Source organism: Roseobacter sinensis (assembly GCF_025755255.1).
In the GTDB taxonomy this organism is placed as follows: domain Bacteria; phylum Pseudomonadota; class Alphaproteobacteria; order Rhodobacterales; family Rhodobacteraceae; genus Roseobacter; species Roseobacter sinensis.
On record NZ_JALIEB010000007.1, the window covers coordinates 60,308 to 81,596 of the forward strand.

Here is a 21,289-nt window from a genome sequence, read left to right on the forward strand (position 1 = left end):
AGCCGGGCATCGGAAGCCATGGCGGCAATCAGGGCCGAAGGGCTTGGCAAGGCGGAAGTGCTGGAGCGTTTCGAGGCCGTGGTGGGCGTGAAAGATGCCTCCTTCTCGGTCGAGGAGGGCGAGATTTTCTGTCTCATGGGCCTGTCGGGTTCCGGCAAATCGACGCTTGTGCGCCACATCAACCGGCTGATCGAGCCAACCTCCGGCACCATCCGGATCATGGGCGAAGACATCGGTGCGATGAAGTCGGAGCAGCTTCGGGCGACCCGGGCCGACAAGATCGGCATGGTCTTCCAGAACATGGCGCTGCTGCCGCACCGGTCCGTGCGCGACAACATCGGCTTCGCGCTCGAACTGCGGGGGATCGACGGCTACAGCCGGGCGCAGGCCGCGGACCGCGCGCTCGAGACGGTGTCGCTGCATGGCTATGGCGACCGACTGCCATCGGAGTTGTCAGGCGGCATGCAGCAACGCGTCGGCCTCGCGCGGGCTCTGGCGGCGGATCCGGAAATCCTGCTGATGGACGAGCCCTTTTCCGCGCTCGATCCGCTGATCCGGCGCAACCTTCAGGATGAGTTCCTGGGCCTCAGCCAGAACCTGAAGAAGACCACTGTCTTCATCACTCACGATCTCGATGAAGCAATCCGCATGGGAGACAGGATCGGGATCATGAAAGACGGCGAGATCGTGCAGATCGGCACGGCAGAGGACATCGTGACCGCGCCCGCCGATGACTATGTGGCCGACTTCGTCGCGGGGATCTCGCGGCTCAAACTGGTGTCGGCCTCCAAGATCATGGTCAACCCCGACGCCCATGCCGCGGCGCACGGGCCCATTGATCCGGCAAAGAGCTACCCCGTGGCCAGCCCCGAGGATGATCTGGATTCGCTCGTGGGCCTCAGCACCGGTGCGGATCTTCCGGTTCTGATCAAACATGACGACTCGATTGTGGGGATCGTGACGAAAGACACCCTTCTCAAAGGGTTGCAAGGAGGGGCAGAGGCATGAGCGGAGCTGTCATAGGCGGCGGTGCGGAGCAACGCGAGATTGATGATCGGGACGTCTCTGTCGGCACCTTCTTGCAGGAGAAGGTGCCCTACTACGCGCCGGTCTTCGAGAAGGTGCAACGTGCGACCCTGCCACGCTGGCACCTGAACATCTGGGCGCTGCTTGTGCCCTGGCTGTGGTCGGCGTACCGCGGTGTCTGGGTTCTGTTCTGGATCGCGCTGGCGATTGACGTGACCGCAATCGTCTGCCTGATGCAGGTGGTGAAGTTCAGCCCGCTCCTGGCCGAGGCGCAACTTAACCCGGAGGCCAACGCCACGCTGATCGCGCGCTATTCGCATTGGATCAACATCTACAGCTGGATCGGCGTGCTGCTGCTGATCGGTGGGCGGCTGTGGATGGCGAGTTCGGCCAACCGCCTCTATTACGCCCAATACGCCCGATGGCGGATCAACAGTGCGGTGCCGAGCGGCGTCAGCATGCAGCGGCTGGTGCTGGGCGTCATGGTCATCCTGATCGTCGCACCGCTCACCACCTATCGCGCCACCCAGCTGCGGCTGGATGAGCGAGCCTGCTTCAATCACATCCGCGCCGCGGAAGGCGTGGAGGCGCTTCTCGCCCGCTATGATGCCAGCGATGTGACGGATCTGATGTCCATCCTCTCGGGCGAGATCACGCAGCGGGAAACCCGCATGGAGGCGCTGAACGCGATCGAGACGCTGAGTGATGAACAAAAATCGGAGCGGGCCGCGCTGCGTAAAGAAGCGCGCGATCTGGGCCGGGATCTTGAGCTGACCGAGGATTTCACCAACATCACCGCGCGGGACAAGTTCGACTGCTATTTCATCGACGACTTCCCGACGCTCGCCCGGCTGGAGCCGCCAGAGGACATCACCTATCGTCGCGTGCCGGACGAAGAGGCGATTGCCGCGGGCCGGGAGGGGGCGACCAAGGTGATCGAGCAGATCAAGGACCCGGTCGAGGGCCGCAAGGTCACCATCTTCACCTATTCGGCCGAAAGCATCGACATCTCCATCAACTACCTCCGCGCCCAGTTTGCGGGCGGCTTTGATGCAATGACCAATGTGCTGCGGCAGTCGCTCATTCGGGTCGAGGTGGCCTTCATGCAGACCCCCTGGCTGGTGGTCGCGTTTCTCTTCATCGCGCTCAGTTGGGCCTTCGCGGGGCTCGGTACGACCATTTTCGTAGCGAGTTCCTTGGGTTTCCTTGCGCTCTTCGAGCTCTGGCAGATTGCGATGCAGACCATGGCGCTGGTGGTTGTCTCGACGGCTGTCTGCGTACTCGTCGGGCTGCCCATCGGTATATGGATGGCCAAGAACAAGTGGTTCCGATGGATCACCGAGCCGATCCTCGATGTGATGCAGACCATCCCCTCGCTCAGCTATCTGGTGCCTGCCGTGGCTTTCTTTGGCATCTCGCAGCCACCCGCGGTACTTGCCACCGTGATCTTCGCGATGCCGCCGATGATCAAGCTGACCGCACTTGGCATTCTGCAGGTGCCCGAAAGCACCAAGGAGGCGGCGCTGGCCTTCGGGGCCTCCGAAAAGCAGCTCTTGCGCAAGGTCGAGCTGCCCATGGCGATCCCCTCGATCATGGCGGGGTTGAACCAGACGATCATGCTGGCCCTCTCGATGGCCACCATCTCGGCGTTCATCGGCGCTGAAGGGCTCGGCGCCATCGTGACCTCTGCCCTCGGCGACGCGCAGGCGGGCAAGGGGCTTTTGGCGGGCATCGCCATCGCGCTCGTTGCGATGATGATCGACCGCATCCTCAAAGGGATCCGGAACTCGTTCAGCCGGATCTGACACCAACACCTCGAACACGTTCATAACAGGGAGACACAACATGAAACTTTGGACATCCACCGCCATCGCCGCCGCGCTGGCCTTCAGCGCCGCACCCGGTATCGCGCAGGAAAAGATCACACTCTCGGACCTCAGCTGGAACGGGGCGCAGGCCATCGGCCATGTGCTGAGCGCCATCATCGAAGGGGAAATGGGCGGCGAGGCCGAGATCGTCTCTGGTATGAACCAGGCCGCCGTGATCATGGCCGGCATGGACAAGGGCGACGGCTCGATCGACGTCTACACCGACCTCTGGATGCCCAACCAGCAGGCGCTTTGGGACGAATACATCGACGGGAACCAGACGGTTCTGACCAACAAGCCCTACAAGGGCACGTCCAACATCTATGTGCCGAGCTACATGGCCGACAAGGTTTCCTCCATCGAGGACCTCAACAACCCCGAGATTGCCGCGATGTTCGACACCGACGGCAATGGCAAGGGGGAATACTGGGCCGGGGACGTGACCTGGGCCTCGACCAAGCGCTGGCAGATCAAGTTCAAATCCTACGGTCTCGACGGGCTTTGGGAGCCGAACATCGTCTCTGCCGATACGTTCAAGGCTGGTCTTGAGGCCGCCTATACCGCGGGCAAACCGCAGCTCTTCTACTACTGGACGCCCGAGGCGATCCACGTGAAGTACGATCTGACCGCTCTCGAAGAGCCGGAGCGTTTTGATGGCTGCGAGGATGTCGATCTTGATGCGGAAGACTGGCTCGAAGTGTCCAGCTTTGAATGCGTGATCGCGGCCAACGACATCTTCGTCGCCTACTCCAAGTCGCTGGAAGAGCGGAACCCGGCCGTTGCCAAGATGCTGTCGAACGTGCAGTTCACCGGTGATGAGATCAACGGCTGGATCGTCGAGATGTTCGAGAACAAGCGCGACCCGCGCGAGGTGGCCGAGGACTGGATCGCGGACAACAAGGAAACCGTGAACTCCTGGATCAACGGCTGATCCCTGGGGACACGTGAACGGCCGCGTCAGATCCGGCGCGGCCTTTCACGTGCTCGAAGGCTTTCTTCCTTCGGGCGGTTGACCCGCGATCAGGCATCGGCACGGCATCGCAGACGGTCCCGAACCAGAGACGCATGAGTCGCAACTGCAACACTCTCGCACCGTTTGAAATCCCATGTTTTCAAGGCGTCGCCGGATTGCTACCGAGGAAGAACCAGTAAAACAGGGCAGTCTGACGGGCATATGAAGGCGGGCTTGAACGGCACGTTTGTAATCTCCTGGTCGCAAACCGAGATCGACGGTCTGGACAGCCCGCCGCTGGACGCGCTGCGCGTGGGGGCAGCATGGTCCTGGCGCGGCGATGCCCGCCGGGTAGTCGGTTCACAAAGTCAGCAGGACTTCCGGCCAGGCAACCCGCGGTGTCAGGTTAGCACCTCCAGGCGGGGGTCTCTTTCATCCCCGCTGCCGGAGCATGTTGGCCAGAGCCTGGCGCCAGCCTGTCCCAATCCACCAAGTGACGGCTGTTTTGTCGTGACCGATGGGGCGCAAAGCTACAGCGTGATGCTGCTGGAGACGGGCTCAGCCTCTGCACCGTACCTGATGTTTCAGGATGAGTTGCCGCCGCGGGGCACCGACCTTTGGGTGATGCGTCAAAGCGGGCAGGCGGCTCATACCGACGTCCGGCACTCGGGCGACAAAGCCATCATCTGCTTCACCCCGGGCACCCGCCTTGCGACCCTCTCGGGCCAGCGGCGGGTCGAGCAGCTGCGCATCGGCGATCTGGTGCTGACGCAAGACAACGGGCCGCAACCGGTGCAGTGGATCGGGCGGCGCCACATGAGCGAAGCGCGGCTTTTCGCCGAACCGGCGTTCCGGCCCGTGCGCATCCGCGCCGGGGCACTTGGGGTGGACCGGCCGGATCAGGAGCTGCTCGTCTCACCGCAGCACCGGATGCTGGTTTCGAGCGACGCCGCGCGCGACCTGTTCGATACCACGGATGTGCTAGTGGCGGCCAAGGACCTCATCGACGGCCGCGCGATCACTGTCGATCTCGCCGTGCGGGAGGTGACCTATATCCACGTGCTGCTGCCGGGGCACAATATTTTGTGGGCCAACGGCGTGCCGACGGAGAGTTTCCATCCCGCCAGCGCATCGCTTCACTTGCTGACTGCCGAAGACCGGTCCGCGCTCTTGGCGGCCCTGCCTGGGCTGGCGGGCGGTGCGGACTGCTACGGAGGCTACGCCCGCCGCAACCTCACGAAAGCCGAAGCCGCCGTGCTGCGCCACGCGGCCTGAGCGCGTTCAGCCCTCGGCTCCGATCACGGCGGCGATCACCGCCTTGGCGCTGTCACTCGACCAGTTCGCATCGCCCCGCAACCGGGCAATCTCGCGCCCCTCGGGATCGATCAGGACGGTGATCGGAAGGCCGAAGATGCCCATCTGGCTGGCGAGTGCCTGTTTCGGATCCTGATGCCGCGGCAGGTTGTCGACACCGATTTCGGCGAAGAACTTCTTGATGCCTTCGGGCGAATTTCGGCCTGTCGCGAGGGTGACGACCTCGAAACTGTCACCGCCGAATTCCGCCTGCAGCTCAGAGAGTTGCGGCATCTCCTTGCGGCAGGGCGCGCACCACGTGGCCCAGAAATTCAACAGGATGTATTTGCCGTGGTAGGCTTCAAGCGTCTGTTGCCCCGCGCCATCGGCGAGCTCGAACGCCGCGGTCGAGGTCGCCTCGGGCACCTCATGGAAGACAAGCTTCTTCATGTCGCCTTCCCGCAGAAGCGCCGCTGCCGCGAGATCGGCTTGCGCCGCGGCCGGAGCCATGATTGCGCCTGCGCCGAGGGCCGTGTAAACGAGCGCCGCAAGTATTCTTTTCATTCTCCCTCCGAAGGGTTCAGACCGATGACAGACACGCCCGGTTCTTCCTCTGGCGCCGCCTCCAACCAGATGTGGGGGGGGCGTTTCGCCGATGGTCCGGATGCGATCATGGAAGCAATTAATGCTTCGATCGGTTTCGACAAACGGATGGCGGCGCAGGATATCGCGGGCTCACGTGCTCATGCCGCGATGCTGGGCGCAACCGGCATTTTGGAACCTAGCGATGTGGAAGCGATCCGGGAAGGCCTGCTCACAGTCTTGTCAGAAATCGACGAGGGGCGGTTTGCTTTCTCGACGGCGCTGGAAGACATCCACATGAACGTGGAGGCCCGGCTCAAGGAAATCATCGGCGAACCGGCGGGCCGTCTGCATACGGCGCGGAGCCGCAACGACCAGGTCGCAACAGACTTCAAGCTCTGGGTGCGGGATCAGTTGGACGCCGCCGAGGGCGGGTTGATCGCGTTGATCCAGGCCCTGCTCGAGCAGGCCGAGGCCGGCGCGGACTGGGTCATGCCCGGCTTCACCCATTTGCAGACCGCACAGCCGGTCACCTGGGGCCATCACATGATGGCCTATGTCGAGATGTTCGGGCGCGATCTCAGCCGGATGCGGGACGCACGCGCCCGGATGAACACCTCACCGCTCGGGGCCGCGGCACTGGCCGGGACCTCGTTCCCGATCGATCGGCAGATGACCGCCGAGGCGCTCGGCTTCGACGCGCCCGCGGCCAATTCGCTCGATGCGGTGAGCGATCGTGACTTTGCGCTCGAATTTCTTGGCGCTGCAAGCATCTGTGGCGTGCACCTGAGCCGCTTCGCCGAAGAGCTGGTGATCTGGTCCTCGGCGCAATTCCGGTTCGTCACCCTGTCGGACCGGTTCTCCACGGGCTCGTCGATCATGCCGCAGAAGAAGAACCCGGATGCCGCCGAACTCATCCGCGCCAAGGTGGGGCGCATCTTCGGCGCCAATGCCGCGCTCACGATGGTGATGAAAGGGCTGCCGCTGACCTATTCCAAGGACATGCAGGAGGACAAGGAGCAGGTGTTTGACGCGGCCGACACGCTGATGCTGTCCCTGGCCGCAATGGTGGGGATGGTCGCCGACATGACCGTCAATCGCGATGCTTTGGCCGCCGCCGCCTCCTCGGGCTTCTCAACCGCAACCGATCTGGCCGACTGGCTGGTGCGCGAGCTGTGCCTGCCGTTCCGGGAGGCGCACCATATCACCGGAACCCTCGTCGCCCTGGCCGAGCGCAAGGGCTGTGATTTGCCTCAGCTCAGCCTGGAGGATATGACATCGGTGCACGCCGGCATCACCGCAGAGGTCTTCGACGTGCTCGGGGTGGAAAACTCCGTCAACAGTCGTACGTCTTACGGGGGAACGGCGCCTGTGCAGGTCCGGGCCCAGATCGCTCGGTGGAAGGAGATGATCGCATGAAACATCTGGCTTGGGCGGCTGCCCTCGCTCTGCTGGCAGGATGCGGCGCGGATGGTGAGCCCGTCACGCCACAAATCAACGGCGGAGTGACGATCAACCAGAATGGCATCTATCCCCGCGCGTCGGTGGGCGTGGGCAAGGGGCCGCTCTCGGTCTGGCTGGGGCTATGATCCGGGGGGTGGCCGTGCTGGTCTGCGTGACCGCGATTGGGGCGTGTACGGGGCAGTCGGGCCAGCGCGCGTTGGAGACGCCCGTGGCAAAGGACGCGGAGACCGACGCGGGCGTGCGCGTCTCCGGCTATGCCACCTTCGGATACATCAAGGGGCACTGAGTGGCACGGCTCCGGCTGATATGGCTGCTGCTGGCGATTTGGGGTGCAATCCACCCGATGAGCTATTTCCTGCAATGGTTTAACGAGAACAGCTACGACCTGATGGCGATGGTCGATGCCTGGCACGCCAACCCCGCCACCAGCGGCCTTGTCTGGGATCTGACCATCGCGGCGGTGACGCTGACCGTCTGGGTTTTGGTCGAATGCACACAGAAGCGGGCATGGCTCGGGCTGTTGGCGATTCCCGCGACGTTCTGCATCGGCGTCAGCTGCGGGCTGCCTCTTTATCTCTACCTACGGTCGAAGCCTGCGGCATAGGCACTCTCATAGCGATGAAATTTGCGCTAAAATTTGTGCGAATCTCCCCATTTTTTGCGTTTTTTGATCTTTTCAGTCTGTCTTTCGCTCCGGAAACATGGCAAAAAACATCGAGAGAACGGTGAGTGGCCGATTTCGGTCGAAGGGATACCGAGTAATTCTTGAAGGAGATGGGGATGAATACCTTTTTGAAAGCCGCTGCGATCGCAGCGACAACAGTTGTAGGGGCGCAGGCTGCGTCAGCCGCAACCTTGACGTTGGATTTTGAAGGTCTGACCGCGAACCAGGCGCTGACGTCGGTGACGGTGGGGACGACTACGTTTAACATCACAACTTCCGTCAGCGAGGCGATCCTGTTCGATACGCTGGACAACACAACCAGCGATCACGTCGGTGACCCGGACATCATTCCGGCCGTTCAGGGCGAAAATGGTGTTGGTGGCAATGTGCTGATCCTCCGGGAAGACGGCAGCAACCCGCTCGCGAATGACCGCGCTGGCGGTGGCACGATCACCTTTACTCTGGCGAGTGGTCCTGACCTGGCGCTGATTGGCGCGTCCGGTATCGATGATGACACATGGAATTTCGCTGAATCCTTCGCTGGTGCGCTCGGCACGCTAACCCTGGGCGGCGAGAGCGAAACCGGCACAGTGAGCTTCTTGCCCAGCTTTATGACCGTTGGCAGCTTCTTCACCATTGAATACGAAGGTTCCGGTGCCATTGACTCGCTGGTCTTTGACGATGGTCTCACGCCTGTACCGGTTCCGGCGGCGCTGCCGTTGATGCTGGCAGGTCTGGGCGGCCTTGGCGTGATGGCACGCCGCCGCAAGACACGCAAAAGCTGATAAGAACTGACATCCGGATTTGAAGGGCGGCTCCGGCCGCCCTTTTTCGTGGCAGATGACCAGACACTTCGGCAGATTGCGTCGCTGCGCCGGTCTGCTATAGGCAAGCACGATCAATCAAGGGCTGGTCATGGACCATTTTCTCTACCGCAACGGCGCTTTGCACGCCGAAGATGTTCCGGTCGCAGAGATTGCGGCCGCAGTCGGCACGCCGTTCTACGTCTATTCCACCGCCACTCTCTTGCGGCACTTCCAGCTCTTTGACGAGGCGCTTGAGGGGCTCGACCATCTTGTCTGCTATGCCATGAAAGCGGCGAGCAACCAGGCCATCCTGAAGACGCTCGCCAAGGCCGGTGCGGGCATGGATGTGGTCTCGGGCGGCGAGTACATGCGGGCCAAGGCTGTTGGCGTTCCAGGTGACAAGATCGTCTTCTCCGGCGTGGGCAAGACGGCGGCGGAAATCCGGCTGGCCCTCGAAGGCGGGATCCGCCAGTTCAACGTCGAATCCGAACCGGAGATGGAGGTGCTCGACGCCACCGCCCGCGCCATGGGCCAGGTGGCTCCGATCACGATACGGGTGAACCCGGACGTCGATGCCAGAACTCACGCGAAGATCGCCACCGGCAAATCCGAGAACAAATTCGGCATCCCCATCTCCCGGGCCAAAGAGGTCTATGCGCTGGCCGCGTCGATGCCGGGCCTCGACGTCGTTGGGATCGATGTGCACATCGGCAGCCAGCTGACCGATCTTGTCCCGTTCGAGCTGGCCTATCGGAAGGTGGCCGAACTCACCACGCAACTCCGCGCCGAGGGGCACGACATTCGCCGCCTCGATCTTGGTGGCGGGCTTGGCATCCCCTATGCGCGCGACAATCAGGCGCCACCGCTGCCGTCTGACTACGGCGCGATGGTCAAGCGCACGCTGGGGCATCTGGGCTGCGAAATCGAGATCGAGCCCGGACGGCTGATCGCCGGAAACGCCGGCATCATGGTCTCGGAAGTGATCTATGTGAAATCCGGCGAAGATCGCGATTTTCTCATCATCGACGGGGCGATGAACGATCTGATCCGCCCCGCCATGTATGAGGCCTATCACGACATCGTTCCCGTCGTCGAACCGGCGCCCGGAGCCGAACAGGCGACCTTCGATATCGTGGGCCCGGTGTGCGAAACCGGCGATACGTTTGCGCGCGGGCGCCAGATGCCGGCAGTAACTGCGGGCGATCTCGTTGCCTTCCGGTCTGCTGGCGCTTATGGCGCGGTTATGAGCAGCGAGTACAATTCTCGACCGCTCATCCCCGAAGTTCTGGTGAATGGGGATCAATTTGCGGTTATTCGCCGACGTCCGACCTTTGACGAAATGATAAATCGAGATACCATTCCAGAATGGCTTTGAGCCCGTATCCCCGGGGTCATGGACAATCGGAGACGAAGCGATGGCGTCATTTTCCCGGCACGATGCGAGTTCTGGCCTTTCGGCGGTGCGTTGGCCGTTGCGCCTGACGTGGCTGGGGATGCTCGCTGAGCGGCTCGTTCAAAGTCTTTGGCCGCTTATTACGGTGTGTCTGCTCGTTCTTGCAGCACTCATGCTTGGGCTCCAGGATACGATCTCGGTCGAGTTTGTCTGGGCTGTCACGGTTGCGTTCGGGCTTGGGCTGATCGGCACGTTCGTCTACGCGATCCGGCGCTTCCGGTTGCCGACTCATGCGGAAGCGCTGGCGCGTCTCGACGCGAGCTTGCCCGGACGGCCGTTGCAGGCTCTGCTCGATGAGCAGACCATCGGCGCCGACGATGCAGCGTCCACCGCCGTGTGGCGTGCTCACCAGGCGCGCATGGCCGAACGGGCCGCGGAAGCAGAGGCCGTCCCGGCCGACCTGCGCGTGTCCTCGCGCGATCCTTATGCGCTGCGCTACATCGCCGCGCTGGCGTTTGGTATCGCACTTCTCTTCGGCTCGGTCTGGCGCGTCGGCTCAGTTGCAGACATGGCCCCCGGCGGGGCCGGGCTTGCCGCTGGGCCCGTCTGGGAAGGCTGGGCGGAAAGCCCCCGATACACAGGCCGCCCGACGATCTACCTGAACGACATTCCCGAAGGCACGTTGCGGGTGCCGGTGGGCAGCCTGATCACTCTGCGTCTCTACGGAGAGATTGGCGCCCTGACGCTGTCCGAGACGGTCTCCGGGCGCACGGATGTGCCGCCCGCCTCGGACCCGGCACAGGATTTCACTGTGGTGCAGGATGGAACGGTGTCGATCAGCGGGCCGGGCGGGCGCAGCTGGGATATCGAAGTGATCGCGGACGCGCCGCCCCAGATTGCCGTGCTCGATGACCCGTCGGCCTCGGCTTTCGGCGAGATGACACTGCCGTTCGAGGCGAGCGACGACTACGGGGTCGAAGCCGGCGAAGCGCGCTTTGTGCTCGATCTGGCCTCCGTGACCCGCGCGCATGGTCTGACAATCGCCCCCGAGACGCGACCCGATCTCGTCGTGCCGCTGCCGACCCCCATCGCCGGGAACCGCCGCGCCTTCGAGGAGAACCTGATCGAAGACTTCTCCGAGCATCCCTGGGCCAATTTGCCCGTTCTGGTGCGGCTCTCCGCGCTCGATGGTGCGGAACAGGAGTTCGAAACCGACCCGCGCGCGATGGTTCTTCCGGGACGCCGGTTCTTCGACCCTGTCGCCGCCGCGGTGATCGAACAGCGGCGGGATCTGCTCTGGTCGCGGGCCAACAGCGACCGGATCAGCCAGATTTTGCGCGCCACGGCGTACCTGCCGGAGGAGCTCTTCCGCAAGGAGGTCGATGCGCTTCGGATGCGCAAGGTGATCCGGCAGCTTGAGACCTTCGCCAAATACGGGCTCAGCGACGAGATGCAGGACGAGCTGGCCGAGGAGATGTGGGATCTCGCGATTATTCTCGAGGAAGGTGATCTGGCCGATGCGGCCGAGCGGTTGCGCCGGGCGCAGGAACGGCTGAACGAGGCGATTGAAAACGGTGCCTCCGACGAGGAGATCGCCGAGCTGATGCGCGAGCTGCGGCGCGCCACGGAAGACTACCTGCAACAGATGATGCGTCAGGCGGAACGCCAGCGCCAGGACAGCGACGAGAACAACCTCGGCGCGCCGAACCAGGATTCCATGACGATGACGCAGGATGACCTGCAACGCATGATGGACCGGATTCAGGAGCTGATGGAGCAGGGGCGCATGGCCGAAGCGCAGCAGGCGCTTCAGGAACTTCAGGAGCTGATGGAAAACATGCAGATGGCCCAGGGCCAGCAAGGCCAGGGCGGGCAAAGCCCAGGCGAGCAGGCGATGGAAGGTCTGTCCGAAACGCTGCGCGAACAGCAGGGTCTTTCTGATCAGGCGTTCCGCGATTTGCAGGAACAGTTCAACCCCGGCGCGCAAGCGGGCGAAAGCCAGGACAATGAGGGCCGCAACGGAGGTCAGGGCCGGGGTGAAAACCATGAGGGCCAGGGCGGCGGGCCGGGCGAGCAGCAGGGTGACGGTTCCGCAGGGGATCCGCGGCCAGGTGACGACTCGATTGCCGACCGGCAGCGCGCCCTGCGCGAAGAGCTGCGCCGACAACAGGGCAACTTGCCGGGAGCCGGCACGCCCGAGGGAGATGCCGCGCGCGACGCGCTGGACCGTGCAGGCCGTGCGATGGACGGCGCCGAAGAGGCTCTGCGCAACGACGATCTGGCGGGCGCGATCGACGAGCAGGGTCAAGCCATGGAAGCGCTGCGCGAGGGAATGCGGGCGCTTGGCGAGATGATGGCGCAACAACAGCAGAACCAGCAGCCCGGGCAGGGCTCTCAGCCAGCAGATCGCCAGGCCGAAAACCGCGATCCGCTTGGCCGCGAATCCGGGAATTCCGGCGCGGATGGCGATACCGGGCCACTGGCGTTGAACGACGACGCTTATGGGCGCGCGCGCGAGCTGCTCGATGAAATCCGGCGGCGGTCTGGTGAAACAGCTCGACCCGAGGAAGAGCGGAATTACCTCAAGCGGCTGCTGGACCGGTTCTGATCGGTCCTACTGCCCGCCCGAGGTCGTCGTGGCATCGAGCCAGACCAAAACATCCTTGACCTGTCCGTCGAGCCACACGCGCCATCCGTCGACCAGCCCCACATAGGCGCTCAACCAGGGATCAGCCTGCGGCAGTGTCTCTGCCACTTGCGGGGCAAAGACGTAGACGAGGGCCAGGATCGCCACCAGCAGAAGCGTTGTGACGAAACCGCGCCCGAAACTCCGCCGCTCGCGCGTTTCGATCTGTGCCGTCTGACCGGGGTCATCCGCGGCTGATCGGTCGTTGTTCGATCTCAAGGTCGAATTGATCTCCTGGATATCGGGAAGCATGTCGCCGCTTGCGCCGGAGACGGCCGTCGCCTCCGCCACCGGCAGAGCGGCCTTTTCCCCACGCGCCTTCGCCTTGCGATCAAGCGTTTCGCGCGCGCGTCTGCGCGTCTCATCGTTGCCGCTGTTCTCGTCCAGGCCGAGGTCGGGCTGACTTTCGACGCTGCCTGCGATCTCGTTCTGCCGGGCCTTCTTCTCCAGCTCGGCCTCTTCGCGCAGCACGTCCACAACCGCGGGGTCAAGCTCGCGACGGGGCGCGGCCTCAACCTCCGCGTCGGTGTCGGTGTCTTCCGTGTCATCGTCCGGCTCGGGGGCGCCGTCATCTTCAGGCGCCGCAGCGGTTTCGCCCTCGACCTCCTCCGTATCCGCCGGCCCTTCTTCAGCGGCCTTGACCGTCTCGCTGCCCTGTTCCACCGCCTCCGATGGCTCTGACTGCTGTGTGTCGGGGTGCACCTGGAACCAGGTCTGTCCACAGTTCGAACACTGCACATCTCGCCCTTCGGGCGGCATCACGTCATCGGGCACTTCGTATTGCGCGTCACAATTCGGACAGATCAAGCGCATGTCAGGTCCTGCTTCATAGCTACCCCAGATTATCGTTTTCCCGCACCATATTGGCATCATGGTCGTGCGAAAAGCGTTAACTGCGGTCAGCGCCGGCACGTGATGGATTGAAACCGGGCTGGCGTTCAGGCAAAAAAGCGCAACAAAAAAGGGGGGCTGTGTGATCGAGCTGGAAAATGTCGCCTACAGCTACGGCGGCGGAGCATTGCTATCGGAGATTTCGCTCCAGCTGGCGCCCGGTTCGTTCTACTTTCTGACGGGCCCCTCCGGCGCGGGCAAAACCACCCTTCTGAAGCTCTGCTATGGCGCCCTGCAACCGACGTCCGGTGCTGTCACGCTCTTTGGTGACGACGTTTCGCGGCTGCAGCGGGATGGCATCGCGGCCTTGCGTCGCCGGATGGGCGTTGTGCATCAGGATTGCAGCTTTCTCGACCACCTGACCGTCACCGAGAACATTGCGCTGCCGCTGCGGGTCTCGGGGCGGCAGACAAAGGCCGCGCAGGAGGATCTGACGGAACTGATGGCTTGGGTCGGGCTGACCCATCGGGCCGAGGCCATGCCCCCGGAGCTGTCGGGCGGAGAACGTCAGCGCGCAGCGCTCGCGCGCGCTGTCATCATGTCGCCGGACGTGGTCCTGGCCGATGAACCGACCGGGAACGTCGATTGGGAGATGTCGCAACGATTGCTGCGCTTGCTGGTCGAGTTGAACAAGATGGGCAAGACCGTGCTGATTGCGACCCATGATCTCAGCCTGATCCGCGCCGCGAAGAGCCAGGTGCAGGCGCGTGTGCTTCGGATCGCCAACCGGCAGGTGCAATTGGCCGGAGCGGATCTGTGAAGATGCGGCTGGTTGATGTCAAACGACTGGTCTTCGGCGACCGGCAAGCCGACAAGGTCGTCCCGCCGTCGGGGTTCACCGCGCAGCTCACGGTGTTTGCGGCTGGCGCGATGGCTTTCCTTGCGGTCTTTGCCCTGGCTCTGTCTTTGGCGTCCGGACGTCTCGCGGCGCGCTGGGGGGATGAGCTGGCGCAATCCTCGACGATTCGCATCGTCGCTCCGATGGATCAGCGCGCGGCGCAGACGGAAGCGGCGCTTGGGATCCTGGAGACCACCGCGGGCGTTGCCTTCGCGCGCGCCCTTGGAGAGGACGAGCAGCAGGCACTCCTAGCCCCCTGGTTCGGCACGGAGCTCGATTTGCGGGCGTTGCCCGTCCCGCAGCTCATTGAAATCATAGAGGAAGACAGCGGCTTTGATGCGGCTGGCTTGCGGTTGCGCCTGGCGGCGGAAGTGCCCGGAGCGATCCTTGACGATCACAGCCAGTGGCGCGCGCCACTTGTCGATGCCGCCAACCGCTTGCGCCTTCTGGGCTGGATTTCGGCCGGGCTGCTGGGGGCGAGCGTCGCTGCGATGGTGACGCTGGCTGCGCATGCCGCGCTGGCCGCAAATGCGCAGGTGATCGCGGTGCTGCGGCTGGTGGGCGCGACCGATCGCTACATCGCGCAGGCCTTCATCCGGCGCTTCACCTTGCGCGCCTTTGGCGGTGCCATGGTCGGCGCGGTTGTCGCCATGGCGATGGTGGCGCTCCTACCGGATGCCTCGGAGCGTGCGGGGTTCCTGACGGGGCTGAGCTTTCAGGGCTGGCACTGGTTCCTGCCGTTCCTGATCCCGCTCCTCTCGGCGGTCGTCGCTTTTCTGGCAACCAGCGCCGCGGCGAACCGCACTTTGAAGAGGCTGGCCTGATGATCCAACACATCCGCTCGGTGCTGTTCATCTCGCAGATGTATGTGGCGATGCCGATCTTCGGCCTTGTCTTTGCGCCCTGGGCGCTCTTCAGCCGACGCGGTGCCTTTGCCGCCTGCAAATCCTATTCGCGCTACGTCTTCTGGACGGCGGGCTGGATGGTCGGGATGCGCTGCGAGGTGCGCGGCACCGTACCCCAGGATGAGGTCTTGATCGCCGCCAAGCACCAGTCTTTCCTCGACATCATGATGATCTTCACTGCGCTCCCGGCAGCGAAGTTCATCATGAAGAAGGAGATCCTGATGACGCCGATCATCGGGCAATACGCGCGCAAGCTCGGATGTGTCCCCGTCGACCGCGGCAAACGTGGTGCGGCAATCGAAAAGATGGTGGCCGACGTCAAGGCTGGCGGCGCCGCGCCTGGACAGCTTATCATCTACTCGCAAGGGACGCGGGTGGCTCCCGGGGCCAAGCTGCCTTACAAGATCGGAACCGGTATTCTCTATGAACAGCTCGGCCAGCCCTGCGTGCCCGTCGCAACAAACGTCGGCGTGCTCTGGCCGAAGCGCGGGCTCTTGCGCAAACCGGGTGTTGCCGTGGTTGAGTTTCTGCCACCGATCGAGCCGGGCGTGCCGCGCGAGAGGTTCATGGTTCATTTGGAAACTGTGGTGGAAGAGACATCGGATGCCTTGATGGCGGAAGCGGGGTTTCAGTATGACGGTCAAAGCACAGCCGATTGAGAGTCTAAAGGCGCTGCTGGCGCTCTATGGCACGCCGGGCGCGCCGTCGTTGCGGAAGGTCGCGCAGCGCCTCACACCCTTGTACCGGAAATGGATCATGGCCTCGCGGTTCTGCGTGCTGAGCACCGTGGGTGCCGAAGGCACGGACGCCAGCCCCCGTGGCGAAGACGGGCCGGTCGTTATTGAGCTGGATCCCGGCACCCTCGCGATGCCCGACTGGCGCGGCAACAATCGGCTGGATTCCTTGCGCAATATCGTGACCGATGGGCGCGTTTCCCTGATGTTCGTCGTCCCCGGCAGCAACAATGTCGTGCGGTTGAACGGTCAGGCATGGCTGACTGCAGACCTCGAGCTCAGGCGCCGATTTGCAAAGGGCGAGCGGCTGCCCGCGACCGTGATCATCATCGAGATCGGTGAGATCTACACCCAATGCGCCCGCGCCATGATGCGGGCCGAGCTTTGGCGCGGGGTGGGGCGCGCCGCGGATGTTCCGACCGTCGGCCAAATCCTCGCAGAGGTCTCCGACGGCGAAGAAGGCGGAGCGCCTTATGATGCCGCCTGGAGCGCCCGCGCCGCCAAAACCATGTGGTGAACCCGCGGTGGCCTGAAAGCCCACCGCGTCGATCACATATGGATCGGCCCGTCTCCGCAGGCAAGCGCGGCCTCGCGCACCGCTTCGGAGTAGGTCGGGTGCGCATGGCAGGTCATGGCCAGGTCCTCGGCGGAGGCGCCAAACTCCATCGCCACACAGATCTCGTGGATCAGATCGCCCGCGGCTGGGCCCATGATATGGGCGCCCAGAATGCGATCCGTTTCCTTGTCCGCGAGGATCTTCACGAAGCCGTCGGCGGCGAAGTTGGCTTTGGCGCGCCCGTTGCCCATGAAGCTGAACTTGCCAACCTTGTAGGGACGGCCCTGATCTTTCAGCATCTCTTCGGTGGCACCGACATTGGCGACTTCCGGATGGGTGTAGATCACGCCCGGGATCACCCCATAGTTCACGTGGCCGTGCTTACCCGCGACCTGCTCCGCCGCCGCCATGCCTTCGTCTTCGGCCTTGTGGGCGAGCATTGGTCCGTCGATCACATCGCCGATGGCATAGATCCCGGGCAGGTTGGTCTCCCATGTCCCGTTCACCGCGATCTGCCCACGCTCGGTCATCTTGACGCCGAGCGCGTCGAGCCCCAGCCCCTCGGTGTAGGGCTTGCGCCCCGTCGCCACGAGAACGACATCGGCCTCCAGCACATGCGCGCTGTCGTCCTTGCGCAGCGTATAGTGCACTTTTGCCTTCGTCTTCGTGGCTTCAGTCTTCTGGACAGCGGCGCCCATGATGAACTCAAGCCCTTGCTTCTTCAGCGTTCTCTGGAAGGTCTTCTGGATCTCCGCATCCATGCCGGGGGTGATCACCTCCAGGTACTCCACCACGGTGACCTCCGAGCCGAGCCGTGCGTAAACCGAGCCCAGTTCCAGCCCGATCACACCTGCACCGATCACCACCAGTTTCTTCGGCACCTTGCCGAGCTCCAGCGCACCGGTGGAGGTGACGACCACCTTCTCGTCGACCTCGACGCCGGGCAGCGAGGCGGGCTCCGACCCCGAGGCGATGATGATATTCTTCGCCTCGTGCACCTCATCGCCCACCTTGACCTTGCCCGCCTCGGGGATCGATCCCCAGCCCTTGATCCAGTCCACCTTGTTCTTCTTGAACAGGAATTCGATGCCGCTGGTGTTCTGACCGATGGTCTTTTCCTTGTAGGCCAGCATCTGTTTCCAATCGACCGAGGGGCTTTTGCCCTTCAGACCCATCTCGGCGAAGTTGTGTTCGGCCTCATGCAGCATATGGCTCGCATGCAGCAAGGCTTTCGACGGGATACAGCCGACGTTCAGGCAGGTTCCGCCCAGGGTTTCCCGGCCCTCGACGCAGGCCACCTTCAGCCCCAGCTGCGCGCAGCGGATCGCGCAGACATAGCCGCCGGGGCCGGAGCCAATGATGATCACGTCGTAGTTTGCCATGGGTCAGGTCCTTTGAGATTGGAAGATCGGTTGTGCCTGGGGTCGCCTGGCAGGCTGCTGGGTATGTCTCGCCATAGTTGCCCCGCTCAGACCAAAGCTGCAAGCAGCATCAGAAAGGTTGCGCCGAAGCCCACGAACCAGATGAGCGAGCGCCAGGGCACCCATCCAAAGGCGTAAGCCGGTACATAGAGCACACGCGCCGCCAGATAGACCCAGGCGCACGCGCGCGTCAGGGTGCTGGACTGATCGCCGAGGGTGACCACCAGCACGGCGATGGTGAAGAGGATCAGCGCCTCGAAGTGATTGCTGAGCGCCCGGTAGAGCCGCGCCGTTCGGGGCGAGAGCTTGTCGACCAGATCACCGCCGAGCTTGTCGCGATCTCGCGGGCTCAGCGTTTCGCCGGGTGCCAGCTCGATGTTGGCGGGCACGGCCATCAGAACGAACTGGACCGCCTGCAAGAGCGCCGCGAGCGCCAGAACCGTGAGTTCGGTGGTCACAGCGCCAGCAGGTAGAGCGTGACGGTCGCGACGATACCCACCGTCCAGGCGAGGCTGCGCAGACCGACGATCCCGAAGGCATAGGAGGGCAGGTAGACAATGCGCGCGATCAGGAAGGCCTGGGCGGCGAGCAGGGTTTCGTTGGTGCTGCTCTCGGTGACATGGATGAGCAGCACGGCAGGGGCAAAGAGCACCATGGCTGTGACTGAGTTGTTGAGTGCCCGCTCCAGCCGCCCGGCGATGCCGGAGACGGTGCGCCCCTCATCGCGGGAGCCCAGCAGGTAGCCCATTCCGAGCTGTGTGAGCCCGCCGGTCGCCTGCAGGATCAGGGTCAGGATGACCAGAAGGCCGTAGAGGGCGAGGATGGTGATTTCGGTCATGTCCGACTACTTATCTCCGTCTTGCTTCGAGCTGCTTTCGATTGAGCTCCCTACGTTTCTCAACATTACTCAAAAATAGCTCGCGGCGAGCGTCCAAACTCAGTCCGCTTGGAACGGCCCTATCGAGCATCTCAATTGTGAACGGCAAGTACGCCATTCCGAAGTATCGCCAAAGTGGTTCAAAATCTTTGCGGATTTCTCCAGTGAGATAAGGCGAGAGTTGTGCTAGCACCGTTCTTTCATCCGCGACCCTAGTGAAGACAGGGGCAAGAGCGTTTTCGAGATGGTTGACAAAATCACTAATGATAGATTTCAGAGCGACGGCTTGCTTTTCGCCCAACTTTCCGCTTGCTTCATCAAAAAATGTGTTCTGCTCTGCTTCCAGCCGATGAGACAATGCGAGTGTCACGACTGGTATCTTCTCATGCGAAACAGTTAGCTTCTTTTCTTTCCAAAGCTGACAGAAGTCTTTCTCACACAGCCCGCTTAGAATGTCGCCAAGTGAGTCAAATTCTGGGCGCATACCCTTGTTGAACTCACTTAAGACACTGAGCGCAGCAACGCGTTGTTGTCGGGCACTTTCGCGTTCGGCTTGTGCTCGTAGTGCCCCAAGTTGTATTCCCGCGAAAAGCGCGCCGAGGCCGGCGATTGCAACTGTGAAATACGCTAGCCAATAACTTTCTATTGGTCCTGTGAATTGCGCCGCGTCGGCAAGTCTGCTTGTTTGAGACACAAGTTCACCGAGCTTAGATGAAACACCCTGCAGATATACCTCGTCCATGCGTCACAAATCCATCAGCAGCCGCCGGGGATCTTCAAGCGCTTCTTTCACGCGCACCAAAAACGTCACCGCGCCCTTGCCGTCGACGATCCGGTGGTCGTAGCTGAGGGCGAGATACATCATCGGGCGGATTACGATCTCGCCGTTGACCACCATCGGGCGCTCCTGGATCTTATGCATGCCGAGAATGCCCGATTGCGGCGGGTTCAGGATCGGTGAGGACATCAGCGAGCCATAGACGCCGCCGTTGGAGATCGTGAAGGTGCCGCCCTGCATCTCGGCCATGCTGAGCTTGCCGTCCCGCGCCCGCGCGCCTTTCTCTGCAATCGCCTGCTCGATGGCGTGGAAGCTCATCGAATCCGCGTCGCGGATGACCGGCACCACGAGGCCCGTGGGCGTGCCCGCGGCGATGCCCATATGCACGAAGTTCTTGTAGACAATATCCGTGCCGTCGATCTCGGCATTGACCTCGGGCACCTCTTTCAGCGCGTGGCAGCAGGCTTTGGTGAAGAAGGACATGAAGCCCAGCTTCACCCCGTGTTTCTTCAGGAAGAGGTCCTTGTACTCACTGCGCAAGGCCATGACTTCGGTCATGTCCACCTCGTTGTAGGTGGTCAGCATCGCCGCCGTGTTCTGGCTGTCCTTCAGGCGCTTGGCGATGGTCTGCCGCAGGCGGGTCATCTTCACCCGTTCCTCGCGGGCCGCGTCGTCCGCCGGCACCGGGGCGCGCGGTGTCGGCGCCGGGGCGGGTATGTCGGCGCCCTTGGCGGCGGACCCGGCGGCCGCGATGGCGGCGGCCACGTCCTCTTTCATCGCGCGGCCGTCACGGCCCGTGCCAGTGACCTGATCGCGGCTGATGCCCGCTTCCGCCATCGCCTTCTTGGCGGAGGGGGCGTCCTCCACGTCCTTGCCCATGCTGGTGTCCTTGCCGGCGGCGGGGGTGCTGTATTGCGTGTCACCCTCGGGCGCGGCGGGCTCGCTGGCAGCGGGGGCCGCGCCTTCGCCTTGCGTCATGACCGCAAGCTTGGCGCTCGCATCCACGGTGGTGCCCTCGGGGGCGAGGATCTCGGTCAGCGTGCCGGCGGCGGGCGCGGGGACCTCGACGCTGACCTTGTCGGTCTCGAGCTCACAGAGCATCTCGTCGGCTGCGACGCTGTCGCCCACGGCCTTGAACCACGTGCTGACCGTCGCTTCGGTCACGCTCTCACCCAGGGTGGGCACCATCACGTCGATCGTCTCGCCGGTGCCGCCGGAGGCCGTGCGTGCGGCGGAGGAGGGCGCCTCCTCCTCCTTGGCGGCTTCCTTGCCCTTGGGCGCCGCTTTCGAGCCCGCATCGCCTTCGGCGATATTGGCGAGCAGCGCGTCGACGCCGACGGTGTCGCCTTCAGCGGCCACGATCTCGTCCAGCGTGCCTGCGACTGGGCTTGGCACCTCGACCGTCACCTTGTCGGTTTCAAGCTCGCAGAGCATTTCATCGACGGCAACCGTGTCGCCCGGTTTCTTGAACCAGGTGGCCACGGTGGCCTCGGTCACAGATTCGCCCAGCGTGGGGACGCGAACTTCGGTGGTCATGTGTTTTTTCCCTTCGGCG

General features: G+C 63.2%; 22 protein-coding genes. 15 read left to right on the forward strand and 7 right to left on the reverse strand.

Annotated features, from left to right (window positions below; translation table 11 throughout):
- Window positions 1-18 precede the first annotated feature (18 nt).
- From MUB52_RS12105 to MUB52_RS12120, 4 genes are all read left to right on the forward strand, one after another.
- Window positions 19-1,008 (forward strand): quaternary amine ABC transporter ATP-binding protein, encoded by a 990-nt coding sequence (locus MUB52_RS12105; RefSeq protein ID WP_263844629.1) that lies wholly within the window; start codon window positions 19-21, stop codon window positions 1,006-1,008.
- Entirely contained in the window at window positions 1,005-2,831 is a 1,827-nt protein-coding gene (locus MUB52_RS12110; protein ID WP_263844490.1) for an ABC transporter permease, read from the forward strand. Before MUB52_RS12105 ends, MUB52_RS12110 begins: the two co-directional genes overlap by 4 nt.
- Before the next feature lie 40 nt (window positions 2,832-2,871).
- A complete protein-coding gene (locus MUB52_RS12115; protein WP_263844491.1) occupies window positions 2,872-3,825 on the forward strand; it encodes an ABC transporter substrate-binding protein in 954 nt (317 codons plus the stop codon).
- A gap of 531 nt (window positions 3,826-4,356) precedes the next feature.
- The gene (locus MUB52_RS12120) at window positions 4,357-5,121 is read left to right on the forward strand and encodes a Hint domain-containing protein (protein WP_318527424.1); all 765 of its coding nucleotides are present in this window, start codon (window positions 4,357-4,359) and stop codon (window positions 5,119-5,121) included.
- Between the two features lie 6 nt (window positions 5,122-5,127).
- On the opposite strand, the gene MUB52_RS12125 is transcribed toward MUB52_RS12120, so the two are convergent.
- Window positions 5,128-5,703, reverse strand: a complete 576-nt coding sequence (locus MUB52_RS12125; RefSeq protein WP_263844493.1) for a TlpA family protein disulfide reductase — start codon at window positions 5,701-5,703, stop codon at window positions 5,128-5,130.
- 24 nt (window positions 5,704-5,727) lie between these two features.
- Between MUB52_RS12125 and argH the strand changes: the two genes are divergently transcribed.
- The 7 genes from argH to MUB52_RS12160 all read left to right on the forward strand — a co-directional run bounded on the left by argH (window position 5,728) and on the right by MUB52_RS12160 (window position 12,656).
- Window positions 5,728-7,140, forward strand: a complete 1,413-nt coding sequence (gene argH, locus MUB52_RS12130) for an argininosuccinate lyase (protein WP_263844494.1) — start codon at window positions 5,728-5,730, stop codon at window positions 7,138-7,140.
- Complete coding sequence (locus MUB52_RS12135; RefSeq protein WP_263844495.1) at window positions 7,137-7,310, forward strand: hypothetical protein; 174 nt, start codon at window positions 7,137-7,139, stop codon at window positions 7,308-7,310. The genes argH and MUB52_RS12135 overlap by 4 nt, the downstream gene beginning before the upstream one ends.
- Window positions 7,307-7,471, forward strand: a complete 165-nt coding sequence (locus tag MUB52_RS12140) for a hypothetical protein (RefSeq protein WP_263844496.1) — start codon at window positions 7,307-7,309, stop codon at window positions 7,469-7,471. Before MUB52_RS12135 ends, MUB52_RS12140 begins: the two co-directional genes overlap by 4 nt.
- Window positions 7,472-7,789, forward strand: coding sequence for a DUF2834 domain-containing protein (locus MUB52_RS12145; protein WP_263844497.1), 318 nt, complete (start codon window positions 7,472-7,474; stop codon window positions 7,787-7,789).
- A gap of 176 nt (window positions 7,790-7,965) precedes the next feature.
- Complete coding sequence (locus MUB52_RS12150) at window positions 7,966-8,634, forward strand: VPLPA-CTERM sorting domain-containing protein (RefSeq protein ID WP_263844498.1); 669 nt, start codon at window positions 7,966-7,968, stop codon at window positions 8,632-8,634.
- A 130-nt stretch (window positions 8,635-8,764) separates the two neighbouring features.
- Window positions 8,765-10,030 carry a diaminopimelate decarboxylase gene (gene lysA, locus MUB52_RS12155; protein WP_263844499.1) on the forward strand — a complete coding sequence of 422 codons (1,266 nt, stop codon included), beginning with the start codon at window positions 8,765-8,767 and terminating at the stop codon, window positions 10,028-10,030.
- 40 nt (window positions 10,031-10,070) lie between these two features.
- On the forward strand, window positions 10,071-12,656 hold the full coding sequence (locus tag MUB52_RS12160) for a TIGR02302 family protein (RefSeq protein ID WP_263844500.1): 2,586 nt from the start codon (window positions 10,071-10,073) through the stop codon (window positions 12,654-12,656).
- 6 nt (window positions 12,657-12,662) lie between these two features.
- On the opposite strand, the gene MUB52_RS12165 is transcribed toward MUB52_RS12160, so the two are convergent.
- The gene (locus MUB52_RS12165) at window positions 12,663-13,547 is read right to left on the reverse strand and encodes a zinc-ribbon domain-containing protein (protein ID WP_263844501.1); all 885 of its coding nucleotides are present in this window, start codon (window positions 13,545-13,547) and stop codon (window positions 12,663-12,665) included.
- A gap of 160 nt (window positions 13,548-13,707) precedes the next feature.
- On the opposite strand from MUB52_RS12165, the gene MUB52_RS12170 reads away from it, so the two are divergent.
- The 4 genes from MUB52_RS12170 to MUB52_RS12185 are packed head-to-tail and all read left to right on the forward strand — an operon-like array spanning window position 13,708 to window position 16,619.
- Window positions 13,708-14,385 carry a cell division ATP-binding protein FtsE gene (locus MUB52_RS12170; RefSeq protein ID WP_263844502.1) on the forward strand — a complete coding sequence of 226 codons (678 nt, stop codon included), beginning with the start codon at window positions 13,708-13,710 and terminating at the stop codon, window positions 14,383-14,385.
- 2 nt (window positions 14,386-14,387) lie between these two features.
- Window positions 14,388-15,287 (forward strand): cell division protein FtsX, encoded by a 900-nt coding sequence (locus tag MUB52_RS12175; RefSeq protein ID WP_263844503.1) that lies wholly within the window; start codon window positions 14,388-14,390, stop codon window positions 15,285-15,287.
- The gene (locus MUB52_RS12180; RefSeq protein WP_263844504.1) at window positions 15,287-16,027 is read left to right on the forward strand and encodes a lysophospholipid acyltransferase family protein; all 741 of its coding nucleotides are present in this window, start codon (window positions 15,287-15,289) and stop codon (window positions 16,025-16,027) included. Before MUB52_RS12175 ends, MUB52_RS12180 begins: the two co-directional genes overlap by 1 nt.
- A complete protein-coding gene (locus MUB52_RS12185; RefSeq protein WP_263844505.1) occupies window positions 16,002-16,619 on the forward strand; it encodes a pyridoxamine 5'-phosphate oxidase family protein in 618 nt (205 codons plus the stop codon). Before MUB52_RS12180 ends, MUB52_RS12185 begins: the two co-directional genes overlap by 26 nt.
- 32 nt (window positions 16,620-16,651) lie before the next feature.
- Here the strand turns inward: MUB52_RS12185 and lpdA are convergent, their stop codons facing one another.
- The 5 genes from lpdA to odhB form a co-directional block, all read right to left on the reverse strand.
- Entirely contained in the window at window positions 16,652-18,040 is a 1,389-nt protein-coding gene (lpdA, locus tag MUB52_RS12190; protein ID WP_263844506.1) for a dihydrolipoyl dehydrogenase, read from the reverse strand.
- Window positions 18,041-18,126: 86 nt separating this feature from the next.
- Entirely contained in the window at window positions 18,127-18,537 is a 411-nt protein-coding gene (locus MUB52_RS12195; protein WP_263844507.1) for an MAPEG family protein, read from the reverse strand.
- On the reverse strand, window positions 18,534-18,917 hold the full coding sequence (locus MUB52_RS12200; protein WP_263844508.1) for an MAPEG family protein: 384 nt from the start codon (window positions 18,915-18,917) through the stop codon (window positions 18,534-18,536). Before MUB52_RS12200 ends, MUB52_RS12195 begins: the two co-directional genes overlap by 4 nt.
- Window positions 18,918-18,927: 10 nt before the next feature.
- Complete coding sequence (locus tag MUB52_RS12205; RefSeq protein WP_263844509.1) at window positions 18,928-19,698, reverse strand: hypothetical protein; 771 nt, start codon at window positions 19,696-19,698, stop codon at window positions 18,928-18,930.
- 3 nt (window positions 19,699-19,701) lie between these two features.
- On the reverse strand, window positions 19,702-21,270 hold the full coding sequence (gene odhB, locus MUB52_RS12210) for a 2-oxoglutarate dehydrogenase complex dihydrolipoyllysine-residue succinyltransferase (protein WP_263844510.1): 1,569 nt from the start codon (window positions 21,268-21,270) through the stop codon (window positions 19,702-19,704).
- Window positions 21,271-21,289: the final 19 nt, after the last annotated feature.